Source organism: Chlamydiifrater volucris, assembly GCF_902806995.1.
In the GTDB taxonomy this organism is placed as follows: domain Bacteria; phylum Chlamydiota; class Chlamydiia; order Chlamydiales; family Chlamydiaceae; genus Chlamydiifrater; species Chlamydiifrater volucris.
The window spans coordinates 1,122,480-1,142,790 of sequence record NZ_LR777654.1 but is presented as its reverse complement, the minus strand read 5'-3'; the positions used below and the strand labels follow the sequence as shown (position 1 = coordinate 1,142,790).

The 20,311-nt window shown below is 40.3% G+C and carries 19 protein-coding genes and 1 tRNA gene; 11 read left to right on the top strand and 9 right to left on the bottom strand.

Translation table 11 applies throughout. The features are described from left to right. The first annotated feature begins 31 nt into the window (after positions 1-31). The 4 genes from tolB to KJA62_RS04885 all read left to right on the top strand — a co-directional run bounded on the left by tolB (position 32) and on the right by KJA62_RS04885 (position 3,017). On the top strand, positions 32-1,360 hold the full coding sequence (gene tolB, locus KJA62_RS04900) for a Tol-Pal system protein TolB (RefSeq protein WP_213318877.1): 1,329 nt from the start codon (positions 32-34) through the stop codon (positions 1,358-1,360). Then, positions 1,357-1,932, top strand: coding sequence for an OmpA family protein (locus KJA62_RS04895; RefSeq protein WP_213318876.1), 576 nt, complete (start codon positions 1,357-1,359; stop codon positions 1,930-1,932). Before tolB ends, KJA62_RS04895 begins: the two co-directional genes overlap by 4 nt. After that, the gene (locus KJA62_RS04890; protein ID WP_213318875.1) at positions 1,922-2,548 is read left to right on the top strand and encodes a LysM peptidoglycan-binding domain-containing protein; all 627 of its coding nucleotides are present in this window, start codon (positions 1,922-1,924) and stop codon (positions 2,546-2,548) included. The genes KJA62_RS04895 and KJA62_RS04890 overlap by 11 nt, the downstream gene beginning before the upstream one ends. A gap of 91 nt (positions 2,549-2,639) precedes the next feature. Next, positions 2,640-3,017 (top strand): hypothetical protein, encoded by a 378-nt coding sequence (locus KJA62_RS04885; protein ID WP_213318874.1) that lies wholly within the window; start codon positions 2,640-2,642, stop codon positions 3,015-3,017. Here the strand turns inward: KJA62_RS04885 and KJA62_RS04880 are convergent. The 4 genes from KJA62_RS04880 to KJA62_RS04865 all read right to left on the bottom strand — a co-directional run bounded on the left by KJA62_RS04880 (position 3,014) and on the right by KJA62_RS04865 (position 6,886). Beyond that, positions 3,014-3,601 (bottom strand): peroxiredoxin, encoded by a 588-nt coding sequence (locus KJA62_RS04880; protein ID WP_213318983.1) that lies wholly within the window; start codon positions 3,599-3,601, stop codon positions 3,014-3,016. The genes KJA62_RS04885 and KJA62_RS04880 overlap by 4 nt on opposite strands. A 19-nt stretch (positions 3,602-3,620) precedes the next feature. Further along, positions 3,621-3,694 (bottom strand) — tRNA-Arg (locus KJA62_RS04875). A 111-nt stretch (positions 3,695-3,805) separates the two neighbouring features. After that, on the bottom strand, positions 3,806-5,446 hold the full coding sequence (gene groL / locus KJA62_RS04870; protein ID WP_213318873.1) for a chaperonin GroEL: 1,641 nt from the start codon (positions 5,444-5,446) through the stop codon (positions 3,806-3,808). 201 nt (positions 5,447-5,647) lie between these two features. After that, entirely contained in the window at positions 5,648-6,886 is a 1,239-nt protein-coding gene (locus KJA62_RS04865; protein WP_213318872.1) for an exo-beta-N-acetylmuramidase NamZ family protein, read from the bottom strand. Positions 6,887-7,044: 158 nt separating this feature from the next. Between KJA62_RS04865 and KJA62_RS04860 the strand changes: the two genes are divergently transcribed. After that, positions 7,045-7,665 carry a non-canonical purine NTP pyrophosphatase gene (locus KJA62_RS04860; protein ID WP_213318982.1) on the top strand — a complete coding sequence of 207 codons (621 nt, stop codon included), beginning with the start codon at positions 7,045-7,047 and terminating at the stop codon, positions 7,663-7,665. On the opposite strand, the gene KJA62_RS04855 is transcribed toward KJA62_RS04860, so the two are convergent. Both KJA62_RS04855 and ung read right to left on the bottom strand, forming a co-directional pair. Beyond that, positions 7,648-7,884, bottom strand: a complete 237-nt coding sequence (locus KJA62_RS04855; RefSeq protein WP_213318871.1) for a hypothetical protein — start codon at positions 7,882-7,884, stop codon at positions 7,648-7,650. The genes KJA62_RS04860 and KJA62_RS04855 overlap by 18 nt on opposite strands. Beyond that, positions 7,881-8,570, bottom strand: a complete 690-nt coding sequence (ung, locus tag KJA62_RS04850; protein ID WP_213318870.1) for a uracil-DNA glycosylase — start codon at positions 8,568-8,570, stop codon at positions 7,881-7,883. The genes KJA62_RS04855 and ung overlap by 4 nt, the downstream gene beginning before the upstream one ends. A gap of 114 nt (positions 8,571-8,684) precedes the next feature. On the opposite strand from ung, the gene KJA62_RS04845 reads away from it, so the two are divergent. Together KJA62_RS04845 and rpoN are read left to right on the top strand one after the other, a co-directional pair. Next, positions 8,685-10,601, top strand: a complete 1,917-nt coding sequence (locus KJA62_RS04845; protein ID WP_213318981.1) for an ATP-dependent helicase — start codon at positions 8,685-8,687, stop codon at positions 10,599-10,601. A gap of 2 nt (positions 10,602-10,603) precedes the next feature. After that, positions 10,604-11,911: an RNA polymerase factor sigma-54 gene (gene rpoN, locus KJA62_RS04840; protein WP_213318869.1), complete on the top strand. Its 1,308-nt coding sequence runs from the start codon at positions 10,604-10,606 to the stop codon at positions 11,909-11,911. 7 nt (positions 11,912-11,918) lie between these two features. On the opposite strand, the gene KJA62_RS04835 is transcribed toward rpoN, so the two are convergent. Beyond that, the gene (locus KJA62_RS04835; protein WP_213318868.1) at positions 11,919-12,716 is read right to left on the bottom strand and encodes a hypothetical protein; all 798 of its coding nucleotides are present in this window, start codon (positions 12,714-12,716) and stop codon (positions 11,919-11,921) included. A 231-nt stretch (positions 12,717-12,947) separates the two neighbouring features. Here KJA62_RS04835 and topA point away from each other — a divergent pair, with 231 nt between their 5' ends. Beyond that, positions 12,948-15,524 carry a type I DNA topoisomerase gene (gene topA / locus KJA62_RS04830; protein ID WP_213318867.1) on the top strand — a complete coding sequence of 859 codons (2,577 nt, stop codon included), beginning with the start codon at positions 12,948-12,950 and terminating at the stop codon, positions 15,522-15,524. A gap of 28 nt (positions 15,525-15,552) precedes the next feature. Here the strand turns inward: topA and dusB are convergent, their stop codons facing one another. After that, positions 15,553-16,545, bottom strand: coding sequence for a tRNA dihydrouridine synthase DusB (gene dusB / locus KJA62_RS04825; RefSeq protein WP_213318866.1), 993 nt, complete (start codon positions 16,543-16,545; stop codon positions 15,553-15,555). Then, complete coding sequence (locus KJA62_RS04820; protein WP_213318865.1) at positions 16,524-16,820, bottom strand: YggT family protein; 297 nt, start codon at positions 16,818-16,820, stop codon at positions 16,524-16,526. Before KJA62_RS04820 ends, dusB begins: the two co-directional genes overlap by 22 nt. Before the next feature lie 107 nt (positions 16,821-16,927). Here KJA62_RS04820 and KJA62_RS04815 point away from each other — a divergent pair, with 107 nt between their 5' ends. The 3 genes from KJA62_RS04815 to KJA62_RS04805 are packed head-to-tail and all read left to right on the top strand — an operon-like array spanning position 16,928 to position 20,290. Then, positions 16,928-18,367, top strand: a complete 1,440-nt coding sequence (locus KJA62_RS04815; protein WP_213318864.1) for a hypothetical protein — start codon at positions 16,928-16,930, stop codon at positions 18,365-18,367. Continuing rightward, a complete protein-coding gene (locus tag KJA62_RS04810) occupies positions 18,364-18,987 on the top strand; it encodes a hypothetical protein (protein WP_213318863.1) in 624 nt (207 codons plus the stop codon). Before KJA62_RS04815 ends, KJA62_RS04810 begins: the two co-directional genes overlap by 4 nt. Then, positions 18,977-20,290: a toxin-antitoxin system YwqK family antitoxin gene (locus KJA62_RS04805; RefSeq protein ID WP_246481902.1), complete on the top strand. Its 1,314-nt coding sequence runs from the start codon at positions 18,977-18,979 to the stop codon at positions 20,288-20,290. The genes KJA62_RS04810 and KJA62_RS04805 overlap by 11 nt, the downstream gene beginning before the upstream one ends. Positions 20,291-20,311: the final 21 nt, after the last annotated feature.

Genomic DNA, 20,311 nt, shown 5'->3' with positions numbered 1-20,311 from the left:
TTATTCTGGGACTTTTTGCTATCCAGTGTGTATGAGAAGTTTTTTGTCCTTCATAGTCACCTGTTTGCTGCAGCTTCTTCCTTTTTCCTCCTCTCTTGCTAAAGAGTTAGAGGTTTCGGTAAGAACAGAGGCTCGTTCCGTTCCTGTAAATGTAGTTTTAGATTTTTCTGTTTCCCAAACACAGGCTGATAATAAGCGTAATTATTCAGAACAGTTGTTTGAAATTTTTAAAAGAGATCTTGCTGCGGGGGATCGGTTAGCTCCTGTTGCTTCCAAAAATAATGCTTCTGATCCATCCTTGAAGGTCTTATTGAGGATACGTTACCCAGAAATTTCAGTGTCTTGTTTTTTTTCTGGGAAAATGAAGGAAGACTTCACATTCCCTCCTCAGTTACTTTCTGGAGTCCTCGGAGAAGATCGAAAGAAGGTTCATCTCGTTGCTGATGCCGTCCATGAAGCTCTCACAGGGATTCCGGGCATTTGTTCTGGAGTTATTCTCTTTACCCTAAGTAATACTTGCCAACAAAATGAAGAACTCTTGAAACAGGGAGAACTTTGGACTATCGATTACGATGGAGCCAATTTAGCCCAAAAAACAGAAGAGAAATCTCTTTCTGTCACCCCTAAATTTATTCGCTCTCCCTCAAAGTCCTGTCCCTACTTATATGTCTCTTATAAGACAGGCGTGCCCAAAATTTTTATCAATACTTTCGATAAATCTCAGGGACAACGTGTAGTATCTCTGAGGGGCAACCAGTTGATGCCAGATATTTCTTGTCACAAAAATAAGCTTGTTTTTGTTTCAGACATCAATGGAAATCCAGATATCTTTTTACAACCATTTTCCTTAACTTCCGGTGCTCTTGGGAAACCTTTTCCTTTGCTGAATGCTTCTTTCGGCACACAAGGCAATCCGACTTTCAGTCCTGACGGTACCAAGATATTATTTGTTTCAAATAAAGACGGCTCTCCAAGAATTTATGTTATGCCTATAGAGCCAGAATTGAGCACTCCTTATCTACTCACCAAACGCTACCGCAACTGTAGTTGCCCAACTTGGTCTAATAACGGACAATTTGTAGCTTTTTGTGCGGTAGTCAAGGGTACACGCCAAATATTTGTACACGATTTAACGACGAAAGAAGATTTGCAACTAACCTTTTCTCCAGAAAATAAAGAAAATCCTTCATGGGCAAAAGATGACCGTCACTTGGTGTTTAGTTCCGGATCTTCGGATAAGTCAGATATTTATTTGCTTAGCGTTTTTACTAAAAAAATAACTAAAATTACTTCAGGACCAGGAGAAAAACGCTTTCCCTCCTGGGGAGCCTTTGCGAGTCAACCAAAGAGATTATTATGAAAATATACCACCTATTCTTTAGCCTACTAGTTACCAGTCTTCTTCTATCCTCTTGCGGCATGCCTGCGTGGCAGGACAATTGTTGTGGGGGATGCCATGGGATTCCACGAAAGGGGCATCGTTCTCAATTTGCTTTTGTTCCTTTTTACGAGGAAGAGGATCTTGCCCAAGGCAAAGTTGGTGATTACGATGTCAAAGAGGAACAACTTTATAAACAAGCCCCTAAAGCTACCAACTCTTTCAGAAACATTACCTTTGCTACAGATAGTTACACTATAAAGGGGGAGAATAACTTAGCTATCCTGCAAAGTTTGGTTCAATACTTAAAGAAAAACTCAAAGACTACCTTGTTTATAGAGGGGCACACCGATGAGCGCGGTGCGGCGGCTTACAATTTATCATTGGGATCTCGAAGAGCTAATTCAGTGAAAGAATATCTTATCAAACAAGGGATATCCTCCAATCGTCTTTTAACTGTCTCTTACGGAAAAGAACATCCCGTTCATCCCGGACATAATGAGCTTGCCTGGCAACAAAATCGTCGCACGGAGTTCAAGATTCATGCGGGCTAAAAAATTCTTAAGAGTTGCCATAATTTGTATTTTAACAGGATCTTTAGAAATCGTTGCAGCTAAAGAATCTAAGAAAGTCCCTATCTCTCAGTTGCTAGAAGCTGAACTGGAAGAGTTGGAGCTTAAGTTTTCGCACCATGAGGCAGAGCTCTCTCTGCTTTCAGATCGTTTGGACGATTTAGAGGCAAAAATTTCTTCATCATTGCTAAAAGACAAAAATTCTTTGCAGCCTAAAATTACTTGTCTAGAGGCGGAACAAAAGAAACTAAAAGCAACTGTAACAGCTTTAGCTTCCTCTCTAAAAGAGACTCAGACCTGTCTATACGACAAGCTTAAGGCCTTGGGAGATAATCATGAGCTTTTACTGAAAGACATGAAACTCCTCCGACGCTCCTTGGCCTCGCTGATAGATGGCTCAACGCCTGGAGAGTATCCCGAGATTATTTGCGAAAGTTCTAAAAGGTTTTATACGGTTCAAAAGGGTGATAGTCTTTGGACCATATCTAAAAAATTTCAAATTTCCCCTAAAGAGTTAAAAAAAATTAATAAACTTAATTCCGATGATATCTATGCTGGTCAAAGACTTTGTTTAACTTCAGAAAAAAAAGACAAATAACTTTTCTACAATAAACTATTATTCGATGGCTAATAATAAAACGCTCTTGTAAGATCCAAAATCAAGGGAAAATCACCAACTAAATTCCAAAATGCGACCAACTGTAGCGTTGTTTGGCGAAGCAGAAAAGGGCTGCTTTGATGCTGCGTATCTGTGCCACTCACCCATGGATCTTTGTACCCACCTGGGACATTCCAATAGTTGCGGGATCTCTTTGGCTATTAAGACACTGATGTATAATTACAGCGTCGTCTACTTTCGAGTAAAGGAAGAAGGATACTCTATAGAAAATTATTTCTACGGAATACACTTTCTTAACACTCAAAATTCCATAAAAAACATCATCGCCATAGCCCTACCCGGGGTCGGCGATAACAACATCATAGAGGCCCTGTGTTCAGCATGTAGGAAATACAACAGTCTACTCTTATTTTCGGAAAAGGACCTCTACGATTTATTTACCTTCTAATCGATGGTACTAAAATACTCCTTAAGTCCTTCCTCATTAGGAACCATGGCTCTGCTACCTTGCTTCCAATTTGCTGGGCAAACCATTCCGTTCCTTTCGAAGAAAAGTAAAGCATCTAAAACACGAAGTTCTTCTTCAACAGAACGACCCAGGGGAAGGTCATTAATAACAGCATGACGAATTATCCCTATCTTATCTATTAGAAAAAGTCCTCGAAAAGACAAATTCTCCTCAGGATGCAAAACTCCATATTTTTGTGAAATTTCCCTACTGACATCAGATATCAAAGGATAAGAAATCCCGGCCACGCCCCCCTCCTTTTTGGGAGTGTCTAACCAGCGTTTATGTGTTTCTTCGTCGTCAACAGAACATCCTAAAACAATGGCATCTCTTTTTTCAAAATCAGATAAAGCATCTTGAAAAGCATGTAACTCTGTCGGACAAACAAAAGTAAAATCTTTAGGGTAAAAGAAAAGGACGACATTCCTCCCTCTATAGGACTCTAGAGATATAGTCTCCACTTCTCCATCAACAACAGCCCTAGCAACAAAAGAAGGGGCTTGGCTTCCTACTAAAGACCTCATTCTATACCTCCTATATTTACGCACTGGAGAGGATTCGAACCTCTGACCGCCTGGTTCGTAGCCAGGTACTCTATCCAACTGAGCTACCAGTGCACGTTTTGCACAGAGCAGTGTAACCAAGAAATCGAAAAATGATCAAGTTGTTTCAAACAGGCCTGAATAAAACAACTCTCTAATAATCAACATGATCAACAATCTGACTGATTACATCCCTGGAAATCCATCGCTTCCCGAAAAATCTGAACCTGATGACTTTTTCTTTGAAGGTTTATCCGCAATAAAATATGCGCTTGACAACAACATCGATGCCATAGAAACAGCATTTTTTAACGCTGAACGGGTCACCAAAACAGGATCTAGAACCCCAGAAGTTACCAAATCTTCAATGGAATCTGTTAGTCCATTATACCCAAAATTTTTGTCTTTTTGGTTCAATACTTGCTCTAGAATAACTTCTCCTTCTCGGCCACAGTTAGAAGCTATTGTCAGTAAAGGAGTCCTGGAGGCTTTGTGAACCGCAGCCAAACCAAAATTTTCATCAGAATCCTTGCCCTGCATATTTTCCAGCACAAGAGAACATTTTGCCAGAGCTACTCCCCCACCAGGCACTATACCTTCAGAGACAGCGGCCTTGGTCGCATACAAAGCGTCTTCCACGCGATATTTCTTCTCTTTTAACTCGGCTTCAGTAACAGCTCCCAACTTTATCACAGCGACTCCTCCGCTTAGTTTTGCCAAGCGTTCTTCCAGGAACGTTTTCTCATAACCGGATTCGCAAGCCTTTATTTCCCCTCTCAACAGACGCACTCTCTCCTCAACAAGTTCAGAAGATCCAAACCCACCGATAATTACTGTTTTATCTTTAGCCACAGAAATCTTCTTCACCTTGCCAAGAACTTCTGTTCCTACACTTTCCAGAGACAATCCCACCTCATTAGAAACAACAGTAGCTCCAGACAACAGCGCTATATCTGAAAGGATAGCTTTTCTTCGATCTCCAAAACTTGGAGCTTTGACAGCGCAGACGGGAAACCCTCCCTTTAGTTTATTTACTACTAAAGTAGTTAACACTTGATCATCAAAGTCTTCAGCAATTAAAACAAGGGGAGCCTTGTTTTCTGCAACTACTTTTTCTAAAAAAGAAATTAGAGGCTTGCTGACCGAAGACAACTTGTAATCTAAAATCCCCACGTACGCATATTCTAGTTCTACAGTCATAGTTTCCGGTGATGTCACGAAGTAGGGAGAAGCGTATCCTTGATCAAAGCTCATACCTTCTACGACTTCCAGAACTGTATCCACACCTTTACCTTCGGCAATCGTAATCATACCATCATTGCCGACTTTTTTCATGGCCTCAGCAATTATGCCTCCGATAGCAGCATCATTACTAGCAGACACCGTAGCTATCTGCAATATCTCTTCATCTCTCTTTACAGGCGTAGCCATCTCTTTCAAAGCTTCATCCAATTTTCTAGCGCCTAGAGATATTCCCTGAACTATTTTCCTAACATCCATTCCTGAAGCCACTCCCTTCATACCCTCCTGAAAAATTTTAGCCGCAAGAACAACAGAAGTTGAAGAACCATCTCCTACTTCCTCGGCAGTCTTGATCGAAGCCTCTCGAATTAACTTGACTCCCATATTCTCAAAAGGATCTTCCAGTTCCACCTCTTTGGTAACTGTAGCCCCATCTTTTGTCGAAACAGGACCAGAAGATTGCTTCTTCAAAATAACATTTCTCCCTTTGGGTCCCAGAGTAGCGGACACTGCCTTAGCTAAAGCAAACACACCCTTGGAAATAGCTTTCAATCCTTCAAATCGATCATTAAAAACCTTAGTCATTGATAATTCCCTACTACTCAATTCCTCGAAAAGAAACTCAACACTACATTAGCAAGACTCCTCTTTCCCCAGAGATGATTCACTAACTAGCGCTAGGGCCATTCTGAGCCCTAAAAAGCAACAAAATCGGACATCTTAAAAACAAAAAACATTCCTGTCAAACGATTCAGACCGACTTTTAGCACCTTGTTAGGGTTAATGCTAATTTACATATTCAGGAAGCAAAAATGGTTCTCGCATAACTAAAAATTGCTTTTTCCCTGAAGCACTTAACTTTCTCAAAGGCCACATTATATAGGTCTCCCTTTCCAAAATTTCGAAAACATCCTCCCTTCCCAAAAGGTTCGATAAAGCTGTCTTTCGGTAAGGAATCTGATTAAAAATTTCTATAGCTTCGACAAATTTTTTTGGATAAAGTCTTTTCAAGACACCTAGTATGGTAAACTGTGTTTCCAAAGGCAGAAACTTCTCTGAATCAGTAATTACTAGAAAAATTCCTTTGCAGAGTTCCATTTTAAATTTTCCAAAAAAAGGTTCATACTGGTAGGGGAAAAAAAATACTCCTGGAAGATTCTGGGAATTTAATGTCTTAGCAAAAACTTCTTCTTCTATCCAAGGAGCACCTACCACTTGAAAGGGCAAGGTGTAACCTACACCTATACTTGTTAGAGATAAATGTCCCAAAATACCTGTTGTTGCATAAAAAAATGGTGATCGATCTTCCGGAATTTGCGGGCTGGTTGGAATCCACAATAGTCCAGTATCACGAAAAGTCATTGATCGATGCCATCCCACCATGGGGACGACTATTACGTTACTTTCTGGAGAATACTTCGATTGAAAAAATTTTGCTAATTCGCCAGAGGTCATTCCATGGCAATAAGGAACGTCAGGAACAAATCCTTTTGTCGGTAAAGGCCCATCAACAAGGTTACCCCCTAAAGGGTTTGGTCTATCTAAAATTATCAATGGGATTTTATACTTCTCAGAAGCTCGTACAGCCTTAAGAAGCACCTGAATAAAAGAATATGAGCGCACTCCGATGTCTTGGACATCAAAAACCAAAACATCACATAAGTCCACAATGGAAGAAGGAATTTCCGACTTTCCATACAGAGAGATATGTTTGTATTTTTTTATTGTCTCGCTCTGATCTTTCCCAAGTGTTTCAGCAAAAAAAGCTCCATAAAAACCGTGCTCTGGAGACATTAGCACTTTAACAGTACATGTTCCCTGCTCTTCAAATACTTTGAGAGCGTCCTTGCGTTCCCGATTAATTGCTGCATGATGAGAGATCAAACCGATTCTTTTCCCCTGAAGCATCTTTCGATACTTATCCTCGGAGAAAACACGATCTAAGCCCACCTCAACCACTGAGGAAAACAGCGGAAATAGGATATTTGAGTAAACTAGTACTATGACAAAACAAAACTTCCTCATAGGCCCATACTAGCTGTGAAAAAGTTTTAAAGCAAAATAAGCCTTGAAAAGCATTTCTGGATGGTTGTTCTTTAATCTTACTGATGATATCCTCAGGACAGGGACGCTCCTCTCCGGCCGTCTTGGAGCGCTTGTTATCTCTTTCTGAAGGTGCCCTCATGGATATTGTTATTGTCAGTACTAACGGTTACAAGATTCGCGCCACAAAAGCCTTCCTAAAGAGTGTGGGTGACTTTGACGTTTTTTCTTTGCTGGATTTTCCTTCCTACCGACTAGAGCCTGTGAAAGGGGATATTCCTGAAGAAGTTGCCTTTAAAAAAGCACAACAAGCCTCTTCGACGCTAAGGATGTGGGCCATAGCAGAGACGTCGTTCTTAATTGTTCCTGCTTTGGATGGTTTGCCAGGAAAGAATTCCAGTGATTTTGCTGGGCCCAATTCTTCTGATAAAGATAATCGGCAAAAATTACTTCGTCAAATGACTCATCTTTCTGGGCCTGTCGCTCGGTCTGCATATTTCGAGTGTAGCGTGGTTTTGTATTCTCCAACGGGGGAGGTGCATAAAGCTCAAGGTTGTTGTGAAGGGTATATTGCCGATGCGGAGAGGGGTTCCGGTGGATTTGGTTACGACCCTTTATTTTTCAAGTACGATTACAATCTAACTTTCGCGGAATTAACAGAAGACTTGAAGAATAGGGTCTCTCACAGGGCGAAAGCTCTGAAAAAGCTATCTGAAGTTTTGTCTACTCTCTCGCAAGAAACTTTAACACTGAGGGAGTAAGCTTTTTTGCAAAGACTGCTCAACCTCTAGGCGAAGATCCCTCATTTCGGAAAGAATGTTCTCTACCCTTACGAAGTCATTTTGTATTTTCTCTGAAGAGGCCACTCCTTCGCTCTTCCTAACCCCTTCAGCTAGAGCGGTCATTTCTAAGCTAGCCGCAGGGCGAGAGACTACCTTCTTTATTTGCCCTAGTTTAATCAAACAGATGTTTTCGCTCATGGAAGCTTCCAATTAATCATTGGTTTATTTTGCTTTCTAAGCAGATAGTTAATTTTTGAAAAGGGAGAAGAACCAAAAAATCCTCGATAAGCGGAAAGCGGCGAAGGATGAGGAGCACACAAGATCGCATGACGTTGTGGAGCTTGGAACAAAATGTTACATTTTTTCCTAGCATCACTCCCCCACAAGACGAAAATTAATCTGTCTTCTCTGTTCACTAACTCAGAAATGATAGCATCCGTTACGACCTCCCATCCCTTACCTGCATGAGACCGAGGTAATCCTTTCCTTACTGTAAGAACAGAATTTAACAACAAGACACCCTGAGTAGCCCACGATTGCAGGCAACCTTTGGTATTCACAACACCTATATCCGCCTCTAGCTCACGGAATATATTGACCAAAGATGCAGGTAGTGGAACCCCATCCGGGACACTGAACGAAAGCCCATGCGCCTGCCCCTCCCCGTGATAAGGATCCTGTCCTAGAATAACAACCTGGACTTTATCAAAAGGTGTTAAAGACAAAGCGCTAAAGATATCCTCCCGTTTCGGGAAAACCTGCCGATTTTCATATTCCGAAGCAAGAAAATCATCTAATCTCCTAACTGTTGGAGAACCACGGACGACCTCCAGCCTCTCTTGCCAAGAATAATCCAGCTTATCGAAGTCTAAGACGACATTCACAAAAATACCATTTTCTTAAACTGTGAGATATAATACTCTGCCACCAGATTTCATCTCTATAAATTCTTTAGCAAACGGTGAGAAAACAAGCAAAAAAGGAGCCTTCTCGTGACCTTGTTATTTTCAGAGTTAAACGAAGCGCAGTATGCTGCGGCAACAGCTCCATTCTGTCCAGTCCTTGTTCTTGCGGGAGCTGGAGCAGGAAAGACGCGTGTTGTAAGCTATAGGATCCTCAGGCTTGTCCGAGAAGGAATCTCTCCTAACAAAATTCTCGTGATGACCTTTACCAACAAAGCAGCCAAAGAGCTCGATGAAAGGGTTCTTCACATGATGTCTCAGGATCTCTCCATTGAGCAACGCCCTATGATTTGCACTTTCCACAGTCTCGGCGTGTACATCCTTAGGCGGTCTATTCACAAACTTGGTAGAAGTCCCAATTTCATTATTTACGATCAAAGCGACTCAGAAAAATTGATTAAACAATGCCTGCAAGAACTTAATCTGAAAAAAAATCTTTCCGGCACAGTTCAGTACTACATTTCGCGAGCAAAAAATTCTCTCCTCTGCCCTGAGGACATTGACCCTAGGGAGTACGAAGAGCCTATCATTCCCATATATCAGAACTATCAAAAAAAATTATTAGAAGCCAATGCACTAGACTTCGACGATTTGTTACTTTTGCCTGTTCGATTGTTTCAAGAATCCTCAGAAACATTAGAAGAATATCAACATCTGTGGGATGCTTTGTTGATCGATGAGTATCAAGATACAAACCACGCCCAATACGTTATTGCTGGAGCCATAGCAAAAAAACACCATAATATTTTTGCTGTGGGGGACCCTGACCAGTCTATATATTCGTGGAGAGGCGCCAACATTCATAATATTCTCAACTTCGAAAAAGATTATCCAGAAGCTTTGATTGTACGCCTAGAAGATAATTACCGAAGCCATGGAAACATATTAGAAGCTGCCAACGCTTTGATAGCACACAACGAATCCAGATTTAAAAAAATTCTCCGCAGCGTAAAAGGTCCCGGAGAAAAAATTCGCTTATTCATAGGAAAAACGGATAAGGAAGAAGCAGATTTTGTTGCAGACGAAATTTGGAGTCTACACAAAAATTATGGCATCTCCCTTAGGAATTTCTGTATCTTCTATCGGACGAACTTTCAGTCTAGAACTTTTGAAGATGCTCTATTACGCAGACGTATCCCGTACGAGATCATTGGAGGAATTTCCTTCTATAAGAGGAAAGAAATCAATGATATCGTTGCTTTCTTACGTTTGATTACTTCGGACAGAGATTACGTCGCTTTTGAAAGAACTATTAACTTACCCAAAAGAGGTTTGGGTCCTTCATCGGTCTCTAATATCATAGAGTTTTCTTCCAGAGAAAATCTCCCTGTTCTGTCTGCTTGTAAAAAGGTTTTGACGGAAAAATCTCTCAAACTGGGGAAAAAACAAAAAGAAGGATTACAGGCATTTGTTGCCCTTATAGATTCCCTTCGAGAACGTCTTAACAAGCTCGCGTTACATGAATTGCTAGTTGAAACAGTTCGACTTTCGAAATATTTCGACGTCCTAAGAGATGATCCTGATACTTTTGAAGATAGAAAAAGCAACATAGAAGAACTTATCTCCAAAACCTATGAATGGGAGGTACAAAACCCTTCGGGAGGATTAGAGGCATTTCTTGATGATCTAGCTTTAAAAAGCTCCACCGACGAAGTTAACCAAACAGGGGATTGTTTAAATTTAATGACAATTCATAACGGCAAGGGATTAGAATTCAAGATTGCTTTCTTAGTAGGACTCGAGGAAAATCTTTTCCCTCACGCAAACTCTAAAGGTAATTACGAAAATCTTGAAGAAGAACGACGGCTATGTTACGTAGGAATTACAAGGGCTCAGGATTTACTCTACCTCACAGCAGCACAAACTCGATTCCTTTGGGGATCTATACGAGTAATGAAACCTAGTAGATTTCTCCGAGAGATTCCTATGGATTACCTAGTGCACATGCGCTGATTATGTTACACCAAGATTTACAAGTTTCTGCAACGTGTACCCTCTCTCAAGAGTTACAGCAGAGCTTGAAAATCTTAGAAGCTCCTATCGATGAACTTACTCAGCTGGTTATACAGCAGGTAATCGCAAATCCCATATTTGATTTATCTTCTTTAGATTCAACTGAAGCTATCGGTATCTCCTCTGAAAAATCTTCTTTCGCTTCTGAATTTATTCTTGGATTCTCAGAAGAAAATTCCCCTATATCTCTTTTGAACCGCCAAATTGAAGCTACTTTTTCTTCTCTAGCAGAACGTTCTATAGCTGAATTTATTATAGGTAGTCTTGATGAACATGGATTTCTTACTACCTCCGTGAAAGAATTATCCATTCTCACAGATTACCCAGAAGAAACTGTTCAACATGTTTTAGATCGAGTAAAGAAATTTTCTCCTGTAGGTGTAGCTTCCTTTGACTTAAAAGAACATTGGTTACTGCAATTAAAATTACTTGATTTTCCTCTAGTGTATCAAGCTGTCAACGATTATTATTCCTTGCTGATTGCATGTGACTTTGTGAAAATTGCAAAAAAACTTTCCGTGTCCATTGAGGAATTCTCCTGCTCCTTGAGAAAAGCTTTCCGAAAAATTTCTTGGGTTCCGTTTTCTGATCTAGAGAAACCTAGATCTCCTCTAAGACCGCCATTGCCTGATGTTTATTTACGAGAGCATGAAGGACAATGGTTGATAAACGTCAATAAGAAAGGTATCCCTGAGCTAAAGCTAGATATGGAAATTCTCAAACTATTTCAAGAAACTACCTTTGGTAGTTGGTCAAAAGAGGTAATGGCAGCGAAGCATCTTCTAAAATCCATAAAGAAACGAGAACAAACACTGATCGCTCTCATTCAAAAAGTACTTCCAATACAAGAACTATTTCTTCTAGGCAAGGAAACTTATCCCAGACCATGTTCACCTAAAGATATCGCTGAAGATCTTGGATATCACGTATCTACAATTTTTCGCGCCATAGAGAACAAGAGCGTGTCTTGCCCTATAGGAATTATTCCTCTTAAACAACTTTTCCCCTCGAGCAAAAATCAATTACAAACACTACAAAATAATTCTATCAACTCGGAAAAAGCAAAAGATGCTATTAGAGAGGTTGTATCTAAAGAAATTATTCCTCTATCAGACGAAGCTATTTCAGAACATCTACTAAAAATGGGTATAGTTTGCGCTAGAAGAACGGTCAGTAAATACAGAAAAATCCTGCAAATTTTACCTGCAAACAAAAGAAAACAAAGCCTAATCTCAGAATCTAAAATGTAAAACAGCTTTACATGAAATAAGAAGCATATATCTGTCGCCAACGAAGATTTTTGATTTTCATCGCTCTAGCGTACTCTTCAATCATTCTCAAAGGTTGAGAAGCAACAAACTTTATCTCTGCATCTGTTAATCGCAAAAGAACCCAAAGAGGAGGAACGCCTAAAAGCTTCCGGACTTTTTTCTGTGCCTTTGCAAAAATCCTTAGATAAAAAAATAACCGACCTAAAAAATATGCAGGAACAGAACAGGATACTATTACCCCATAAGTTAAATCGTACGAACTCACACCTAATCCAATAAGAGCGCCAAAAATTGTCCAGTAACCCTCTCCTGGATGACGAAAAATTGGTCCTACATATCTCCGAAATCCACGAGAAGTTCTATACGCAAGGATTTCTTCAAATAGAGGTTCGTGAAACTTCATTCTTACGGCATGAACTGCTTCATGCATCAAGATTTCCTCCTTGGAATAGAGAAAAAATAACTTGGAAGATTTTAGAAACCTTTTCCGCAGTTGAATAGTTACTCCGCTACTTTCTATCCAGGTACAGCCCCCTTCCCACCCTCCAATACCTTCATTAGAGTAAATGACTTCCAAATGACAAGGTCTAATATCAAAAATACGGGATAATTCTTCAGGAAAGGTATATCCCCCCTTCTCTTTGTCTCGGTCCACTCGAGCAAAGAAAGCTGGACGTTCCTCATTGGGACCTACCAGAAAACCTTCTCGATTTAAGGAGATTAGATCCTGAGAAATCTCTTCTTCCTCGGTTTTAAAACTAGCTGCAAACGGTATATCTCTCATATTAAAAAGCTCTTCGTAAAAGATATGCTTTTCTCTAAATCCGTTATAAAGTATTTTGAACCATGTTCTCTATAATTTTCGTTGTTAAAATAAATAATTACGGTTAACAGAAAAACGTTAGCCAAAAGATTGGAACTACCTTCGGATTGTCGATGTTCCTGAGTTCTTACTCCTCTTTAAGGAAAAATGTTTTCTCTTAAGAACAAGGAATTTTGGATTTGGAATGCTTATATGAAAAAATCCCTAATTATTGTTGAGTCCCCAGCCAAAATTAAAACTTTACAAAAGTTTTTAGGTAAGAACTTCGTTTTTGCTTCTTCCATCGGACATGTTGCGGATTTACCTAGTAAAGAGTTTGGTATAGACATAGAAAAAGATTTTGAACCTCATTACGAAATTCTACCAGACAAAAAAGATGTCATTCGCAATATCCAAAAAATGGCATCTTCATGCGAAGCCGTTTATCTTTCTCCAGATCCCGACAGGGAAGGAGAAGCTATCGCTTGGCATATTGCTAAATATCTTCCCAAAACAACCCAGGTTCACAGAGTCTCGTTCAACGCAATAACAAAATCCGCAGTAACTGCGGCTCTGCAAACTCCTAGACAAATCGACATGGCCCTAGTGAATGCCCAACAAGCCCGCAGGCTTCTTGACCGTATTGTCGGATATAAAATTTCTCCTATTCTCAGCCGAAAATTACAACAACGCTCAGGAATATCTGCGGGAAGAGTTCAATCCGTCGCTCTCAAACTAGTCGTGGATAGAGAGCACGCTATAGAAACGTTCATTCCTAAAGAATTTTGGAATATTTCTGCAGACCTCCAAGATCCAAAAAGTCAAAAATCTTTCTCAGCCTCTCTCCATGCTGTTGATGGGAAACGGTGGGAAAAAGAGCCCCCAGAAAACAAACAAGAAACTGATTACCTACTCATAGATACCCGGGAGAAAGCCGAAGCTGTTATTGAAAGGCTCAAAAATGCCGTCTATACTGTCTCCAAAGTAGAAGCAAAAGAAAAAAAACGAAACCCTATGCCCCCTTTTACAACTTCCACTTTACAACAAGAGGCTAGTAGGCATTTTCGCTTTTCTGCTTCAAGAACAATGAATATTGCCCAAACTTTGTACGAAGGCGTAGAAATTAGAGAAGGAGAAGCAACAGGATTAATCACCTACATGAGAACAGATTCTGTACGCTCAGCTCCAGAAGCTATCGAAGCAGCCAGAACTTTTATCAAAAATACTTATGGAAATGAGTATCTACCAAACACCCCTAATGGATACTCAACAAAAAAAATGACTCAGGACGCTCACGAAGCTATCCGTCCTACCGATGTCTCCCTAACTCCAGAAGCCCTATCAAACTACCTGACAAAAGATCAGCTAAATCTGTATGAACTGATTTGGAAACGGTTTGTTGCTTCTCAGATGCAACCATCCGTCTACGACACTCTCTCCGTACGCATCCAAACGGATTCTCAGGTTGATTTGAAAGCTTCTGGGTCCGTACTGAAATTTAATGGTTTCCTAGCCGTGTACCAGGAAAAGGAAGATGACGATTCAGCAGAAGACAAAGATCTTTGCCCTCTCCCTCCTCTGTCAGTCGGGCAAACTCTAAACTTGCTAGATCTTTTTCATGAACAGTCATTTACAAAACCCCTTCCGCGATTTACTGAAGCTTCGTTAGTTAAAGAACTGGAAAAATCTGGCATAGGCAGGCCTTCTACGTACGCTGCAATCATGGATAAAATCCAACGAAGAGAGTACACTGTCAAAGAAAATTCCAGATTAAAACCCACAGAGTTAGGTAAAGTGATCTCTGCTTTTCTGGAAACAAATTTTCCACAAATTATGAATGTCGGATTTACTGCCCGTATGGAAGATGAGCTTGAACTTATCGCCGACAACAAAAAGCCGTGGAAAGCTCTTATCAGGGAATTTTGGGATCACTTTCTTCCAGAAGTTACCAGTGCAGAAAAAGAAGCCACTATACCCCGTGTTCCTACAGATATCCCCTGTCCTTCGTGCAAGAAAAGCACTCTGACCAAAATATGGGCAAAGAATCATTACTTTTTCGGATGTTCGTCGTATCCGGAGTGTGAGTACAAAGTCTCAGAAGAAGAGATGTCTTTCAACAAAGATGATTATAGTCAAGACAACCCTTGGGATGGTCCGTGCCCTATCTGCCAAGGTCCGATGAAAATCAGGCATGGGAAATTTGGCGCGTTTCTTGGCTGTGAAAAATATCCAAAATGTCGAGGGACTGTCACTTTACTGAAAAAAGGCGAAGCATCCACACCAGAATTTGACCCCGTCCCCTGCCCAGCCAGGGGTTGTTCAGGAAAAATTCTGCGCAAAAAGTCTAGATTTAATAAATTCTTCTACTCTTGCTCCGAGTTTCCATCTTGCGATGTTATTGGAAATTCTGTCGACGAAATCATGGAAAAATATGTCGACAGGCCCAAGACCGCTTACGAAAAAGTTAAGACAAAAAAAGCCGCTGGGAAAAAAACAGGGAAAAAACAATTAAGTAGAACATCAAAAACAAAGAAATCAACAAAATTAGCGTCTCTTTTCATTCCTTCTGAAGCACTAGCAGCTATTATAGGCTCTCAACCTATTTCCAGAACTGACGCAACAAAGAAACTTTGGGAGTACATCAAAAACAACTCTTTACAGGATCCGAAAAACAAAAAAATAATCATCCCCGATAATTCTCTGGAAGCTCTTTTCGGCTCCTCGGAGCCTTTGGATATGCTGCGATTACCCAAACTTTTATCTCAAAATCTTCTAAAACCAGAAACATAACCGACAGGTGAATCAAGATACTAACTAGTTAAATTTCATCCCTGCAATACTCCTCGCAATAGCGCTCTATGGAGGAGTAGATTTCTTCTCTAGTTTTTGCTTTACCCAGAGCTGCACGTAAAAATCGAACATTTTCTGATGAAACAAGATAATGCCCACATAGTTTTCTGGTTTCAGTCAGAAGCTTTGCTTCGCTTGAGTAATACTCCTCCACGTAACGTAGGTGTAAAAGAAACGCTTCCTTCCTTTCTAAAAACGAAGGCACATGGTAGGTGCCTGTTTCTAAATATTCTCTGATTTGTTTTGCAATCCAAGGAGCTCCCATAGTACCTCTGGCAACGAGAATTCCGTCACATTGCGTAGCTTCCAACATATCTTTCGCTGATTCTGGGGAGAAAATATCACCATTACCAAAGACTTTCATAGTTCCCGCGACAGCCTTAGCCCTTCTAATGAAATCTCTGTTGGCAGGGCCTACATACCCTTGTGATCGAGTTCTACCATGGACAAAAACAGCATCTGCACCAGACTCACGAACAACACTGACAACTTCCTCAACATTTATGTTTTCGAAATCCCATCCTGAACGGATCTTGACTGTTACGGGTAAAGATGTAGACTGAACTATAGCCTCTACTACTTTCCCAAGTCCTATAGGATCTTTGAGCATTCCGGACCCACTTCCGTCTTTAGTAATTTTATCAGTAGGACATCCACAATTTAAGTCTATAAGGTCAAAGCCTAAACTTTCTATAACTCTAGCAGCTTCTGCTGCTAGAAAAGGATTACTGCCACAGATCTGTCCTCCTATCGGCCGCATATCTTCCGAAAATTCTAATAATTTCAATGTACGTTGAGGCGACCACAGAATCCCCTCCACTTTAGTCATTTCACAAAACATCAAAGCAGGACCATAGGGAACAGCCATCTGGCGATAGGGAAAGTCCGAGAAGCCCGCTAGGGGGGCATAAACAATGGGGGAATCTAGTAAAAGGTTTTTTAAATATATCTTAGTATCCACGGGGACTGAAACACTTTTTCAACAAAAAAATAAATAATTTTAAGAACTACGATAGGAAGGAGTTCCAAACAAATCAGGGCAACCATAGGACTGATATCTATGAAACCTATGGTAGGAATAAATTTTTTAAAAACATTAAGATAGGGGGCCACCAGTCGAAGTATTGTGTCGTACCATTTAGTTCGTTGCCATTCAGGAAACCAAGAAGCTAAAATGTAAATCAAAATTAAAAAGCTGTAGACATTAACAAATGTTCTTACAAAATAGGATATCATCTAGAAACCCTCTTTATTTAAAATAAAACGACTAACTAGTGTTTCTCTTGAAAAAACCTTTTCTATGCTTTAAAATGTCTTTTTTGTTTTTTTTATGATGAAATAAAATGCATTTTGGGTTTCTCAATTACCGAGTTGGCGTTGTCTTTTGTGAAGACATGACAACCAAAATAGCAGTTTTACGGAAAACCTGCAAAGGTCACGTCCTAGTGTGGTCTGCTACGTTTGCCGAAGGAGAGCGTATCCACCTGCCGGGGAAATATTACTCTTGTCCGGTGGTCCTTTCCCTGAAAGGCCCAGGACTACTCTTGCGAGCAACAGTTTCGACTCTCAAGAATAAAAGACAAGCCAAGCGTATTGCAGAAAACTCTTTAGAACACTCACTCCCGTTTCCCTCTGATTCTATCTTCATGGAAACTATTGTGTATCAAGAAGGAAAACAAGAAACCCTAGTTTCTTCTTGGATTACGACCAGAGAACGCGTAATTTCTTATTTTGACCGATTAAAAAAAATTTCTTTGCAAGCAGATGACATTTCTTGCGAACCAGAAGCTCTCGTGCACTTAACAAATTCTAATGAAGAAGGTCTTTCCTTCTTAATCGTGGCTATAGACGGAGAGATCTCTTGCACCCTTCTCAAAGGAAGACACCCACTAGCAACTAGAAGCTTTGAAAAAAAATCTGCTTCAGCAAACGCCAAAGAGAGCCTAGCAACCCTGGATCACATGTTGGCTTCTTTTCCCGGAGAAGAATTGCGTTCGATAAAGCTCTGGGACATCGATAACAACGGCATCAACGAAACTCGCAGAGATCTTCTCCAGGCTATCCAAGAACAAACTAAGCATCCTGTGATAGAAATAATACCGCCTTCTTGTGTAGAAGACCTTCAACCTGATTCCTGGAGACTATACGGAAGTGCTATAGCTACTGCTTATCATGGATTTTCTTCCCAGAAGGTGCATTTTAGAAATGCCATGTCATTATCTAGAACCGGATGCAAATTTTTGCTCAAAAAGTTATCCTCCCCGTTGGCCAAGTTGACCTTGTTTTCCTTGATTTTTGTCGGCCTCCCAGCAACATACAGGAGAATGGCTGTACGAAATGAAATTCAAGAGAACCTTTTCTCGATAGGAGAAGATTTTTCGCTACCCCAATCATCTAGATTAGCTCTAACTCAAATAAAAGCTTGGAGGGAAGCTCGACTTCAGAAAAATAAAGATTATCCCTATGTTCCAAATACCCCGGGACTACACCACGTCCTAGCATTTTTAGCTGATTTCACAAAAACCTCTTCAGGCTTGACGATAAAATTATCGCATATTTCTTATGCTTTGAATAGTTTTCCTACAGAAGAGGCTCCCTACACCCCTTACTCCTCTTCTGTTTGTGTCAAAGGTTCGGGAACTAAAGAAGCTCTTCAAAAATTAAAGATTTTGTTACATTCCCCTTCGCTACCCTTTTCTATCTCAAATATTGTTTGGAAAGAGTCGGGCGAAAATTTTGAGTTTTCCTTTACTCCTGAGGCAACCCGAAGGAGCGTTTCATGAAAAAACCAAAAATTTATTCTAGTGCTTGGCAAGGACTGTTTTCCATAGCAATGGTGGCCCTCACGGTCCTTCCTTCCGGAATTTTTCTTTTCAAACACAAGCAGGATATGCTTCGTTGGGCGCAGGTTAATGAAGAAGTTTTACAGCTGAAAATAGATTCCAACCAGAGATACGTTGTTCAAAAGCACAATGCACGTTTTCTCTCAAACAAGCATCCTGAATCTGTAGAAGTTTTTTGCCAAAAAATATCTGAAGAAACAAATCCACTTGAGCGAGAACGTTCTTTCCTCAGAACACTTATTATCGACGAAAGTCGAATCATTTCCTCCGAAGAATTTGAGTATTACCAGTTTCTCACCGTCCAAAACAGACTTTTTCTTTCCCAGGAAACCGCTTCTGAAGGAGCCTTAACCGTTCTTTCTTTCCGGAAACCTATTCAATGCAACGAGAAAGATATAGGGCATTTACTCAAAAAATTAGACTCTTCTATCAATCACTCGTCACCAGAACCCATCTTTTTGAAAAATTGGGAAATGCAAAAAAAGAAAACTCCTTTGGGAAACGAAATTTGGCAAGTGCAAGCAACTGCAATCAAGCGAGAGGTCTTAAATGTTCAATAAATTTACTCTCTTTTTTTTCCTAACCTTCTCCTTTGTTCTTCCTCAACATTTTGTAGAAGCTTCTAGTAAAAAATCCTCCGCAATCTCCTCTAACCCCTATGAAAAACTTGTTCTTGTAAGCATTAATATCATCGATCGCAATGGGTTGTCTGAAACCATTAGTTCCAAGGAGCGTTTAAAAAAATATGCAAAAATAGACTTTTTGCAACCCCAACCTTACAAACAAGTCTCTCGCATGTACAAGAATAAACAAGGCGAATTAGTTTCTTGTTTAACCTCTTACCACGAAAACGGACAACTGAAACAGTACTTAGAGTGTCTGAACAACAGAGCTAACGGGCGCTATCGAGAGTGGTTCGCTAATGGGAAAATTAAAATCCAAGCAACAGTTATTGGAGGTATCGCAGATCTTCATCCTTCAGCAGAATCTGGGTGGTTGTTTCACGGTCCCACTTTAGCTTACAACGACGATGGACTCTTGATAGCTTCTATCCTTTACGAAAAAGGTGTCTTAGAGGGAGAGTCTGTGTATTTCCATGATAATGGCTCAGTCTGGAAGAAATGTCCCTATCATAAGGGCTTGGCCGATGGTGAATTTACCGTATTCTCCCCAGAAGGGATACTTATTAAAACATCCTTTTTCGTTAACGGCAAAAAGGACGGTGTGTTTATGCGTTACGCTAACTCTTCTCCCCAAAAGATTTTGTCTCGAGAAGAATACAAAAATGACAGACTATTCTCAGGAGCTTATTATGACGATAATGGAGAATTACTAACCGCAATCACCGAGGGTCACGGCCTCCGCACCCTCTATGGAAAAACTTCTCCCATAGAGATTCGGGAGTATCATGAGGGTATTTGTCAAGGTCGAGTGGAAATCCTTGATCCTTCCTCATCACAAGTTGTCAGATCCTATAATCTAATCAATGATATGAAAGAAGGTGAAGAAATTATTTACCACCCAAACTCAGAAACTCCTAAACTTCTAATGACCTGGCACCAAGGTGTTTTACAAGGTCCAGTAAAAACTTGGTATCAAAATGGAGCTTTGGAAAGCAGTAAAGAATTGGTAAACAACAAAAAATCTGGACTTTGCACCTTCCGTTATCCTAATGGGAAGGTTATGGCTACCGAAGAGTATGACAGGGACCTTCTAGTTAAAGGTGAATACTTCCGTCCAGAAGACAAAACTCCTTATTCAAAAGTAGATAAAGGCTACGGAACAGCTGTTTTCTTTTCCCCATCAGGGAGTGAACTACAAAAAATTTGGTACCAAGATGGTAAGCCCTCCCTTCAACAGTAGCTTTTTACCAGTCTCTTAATC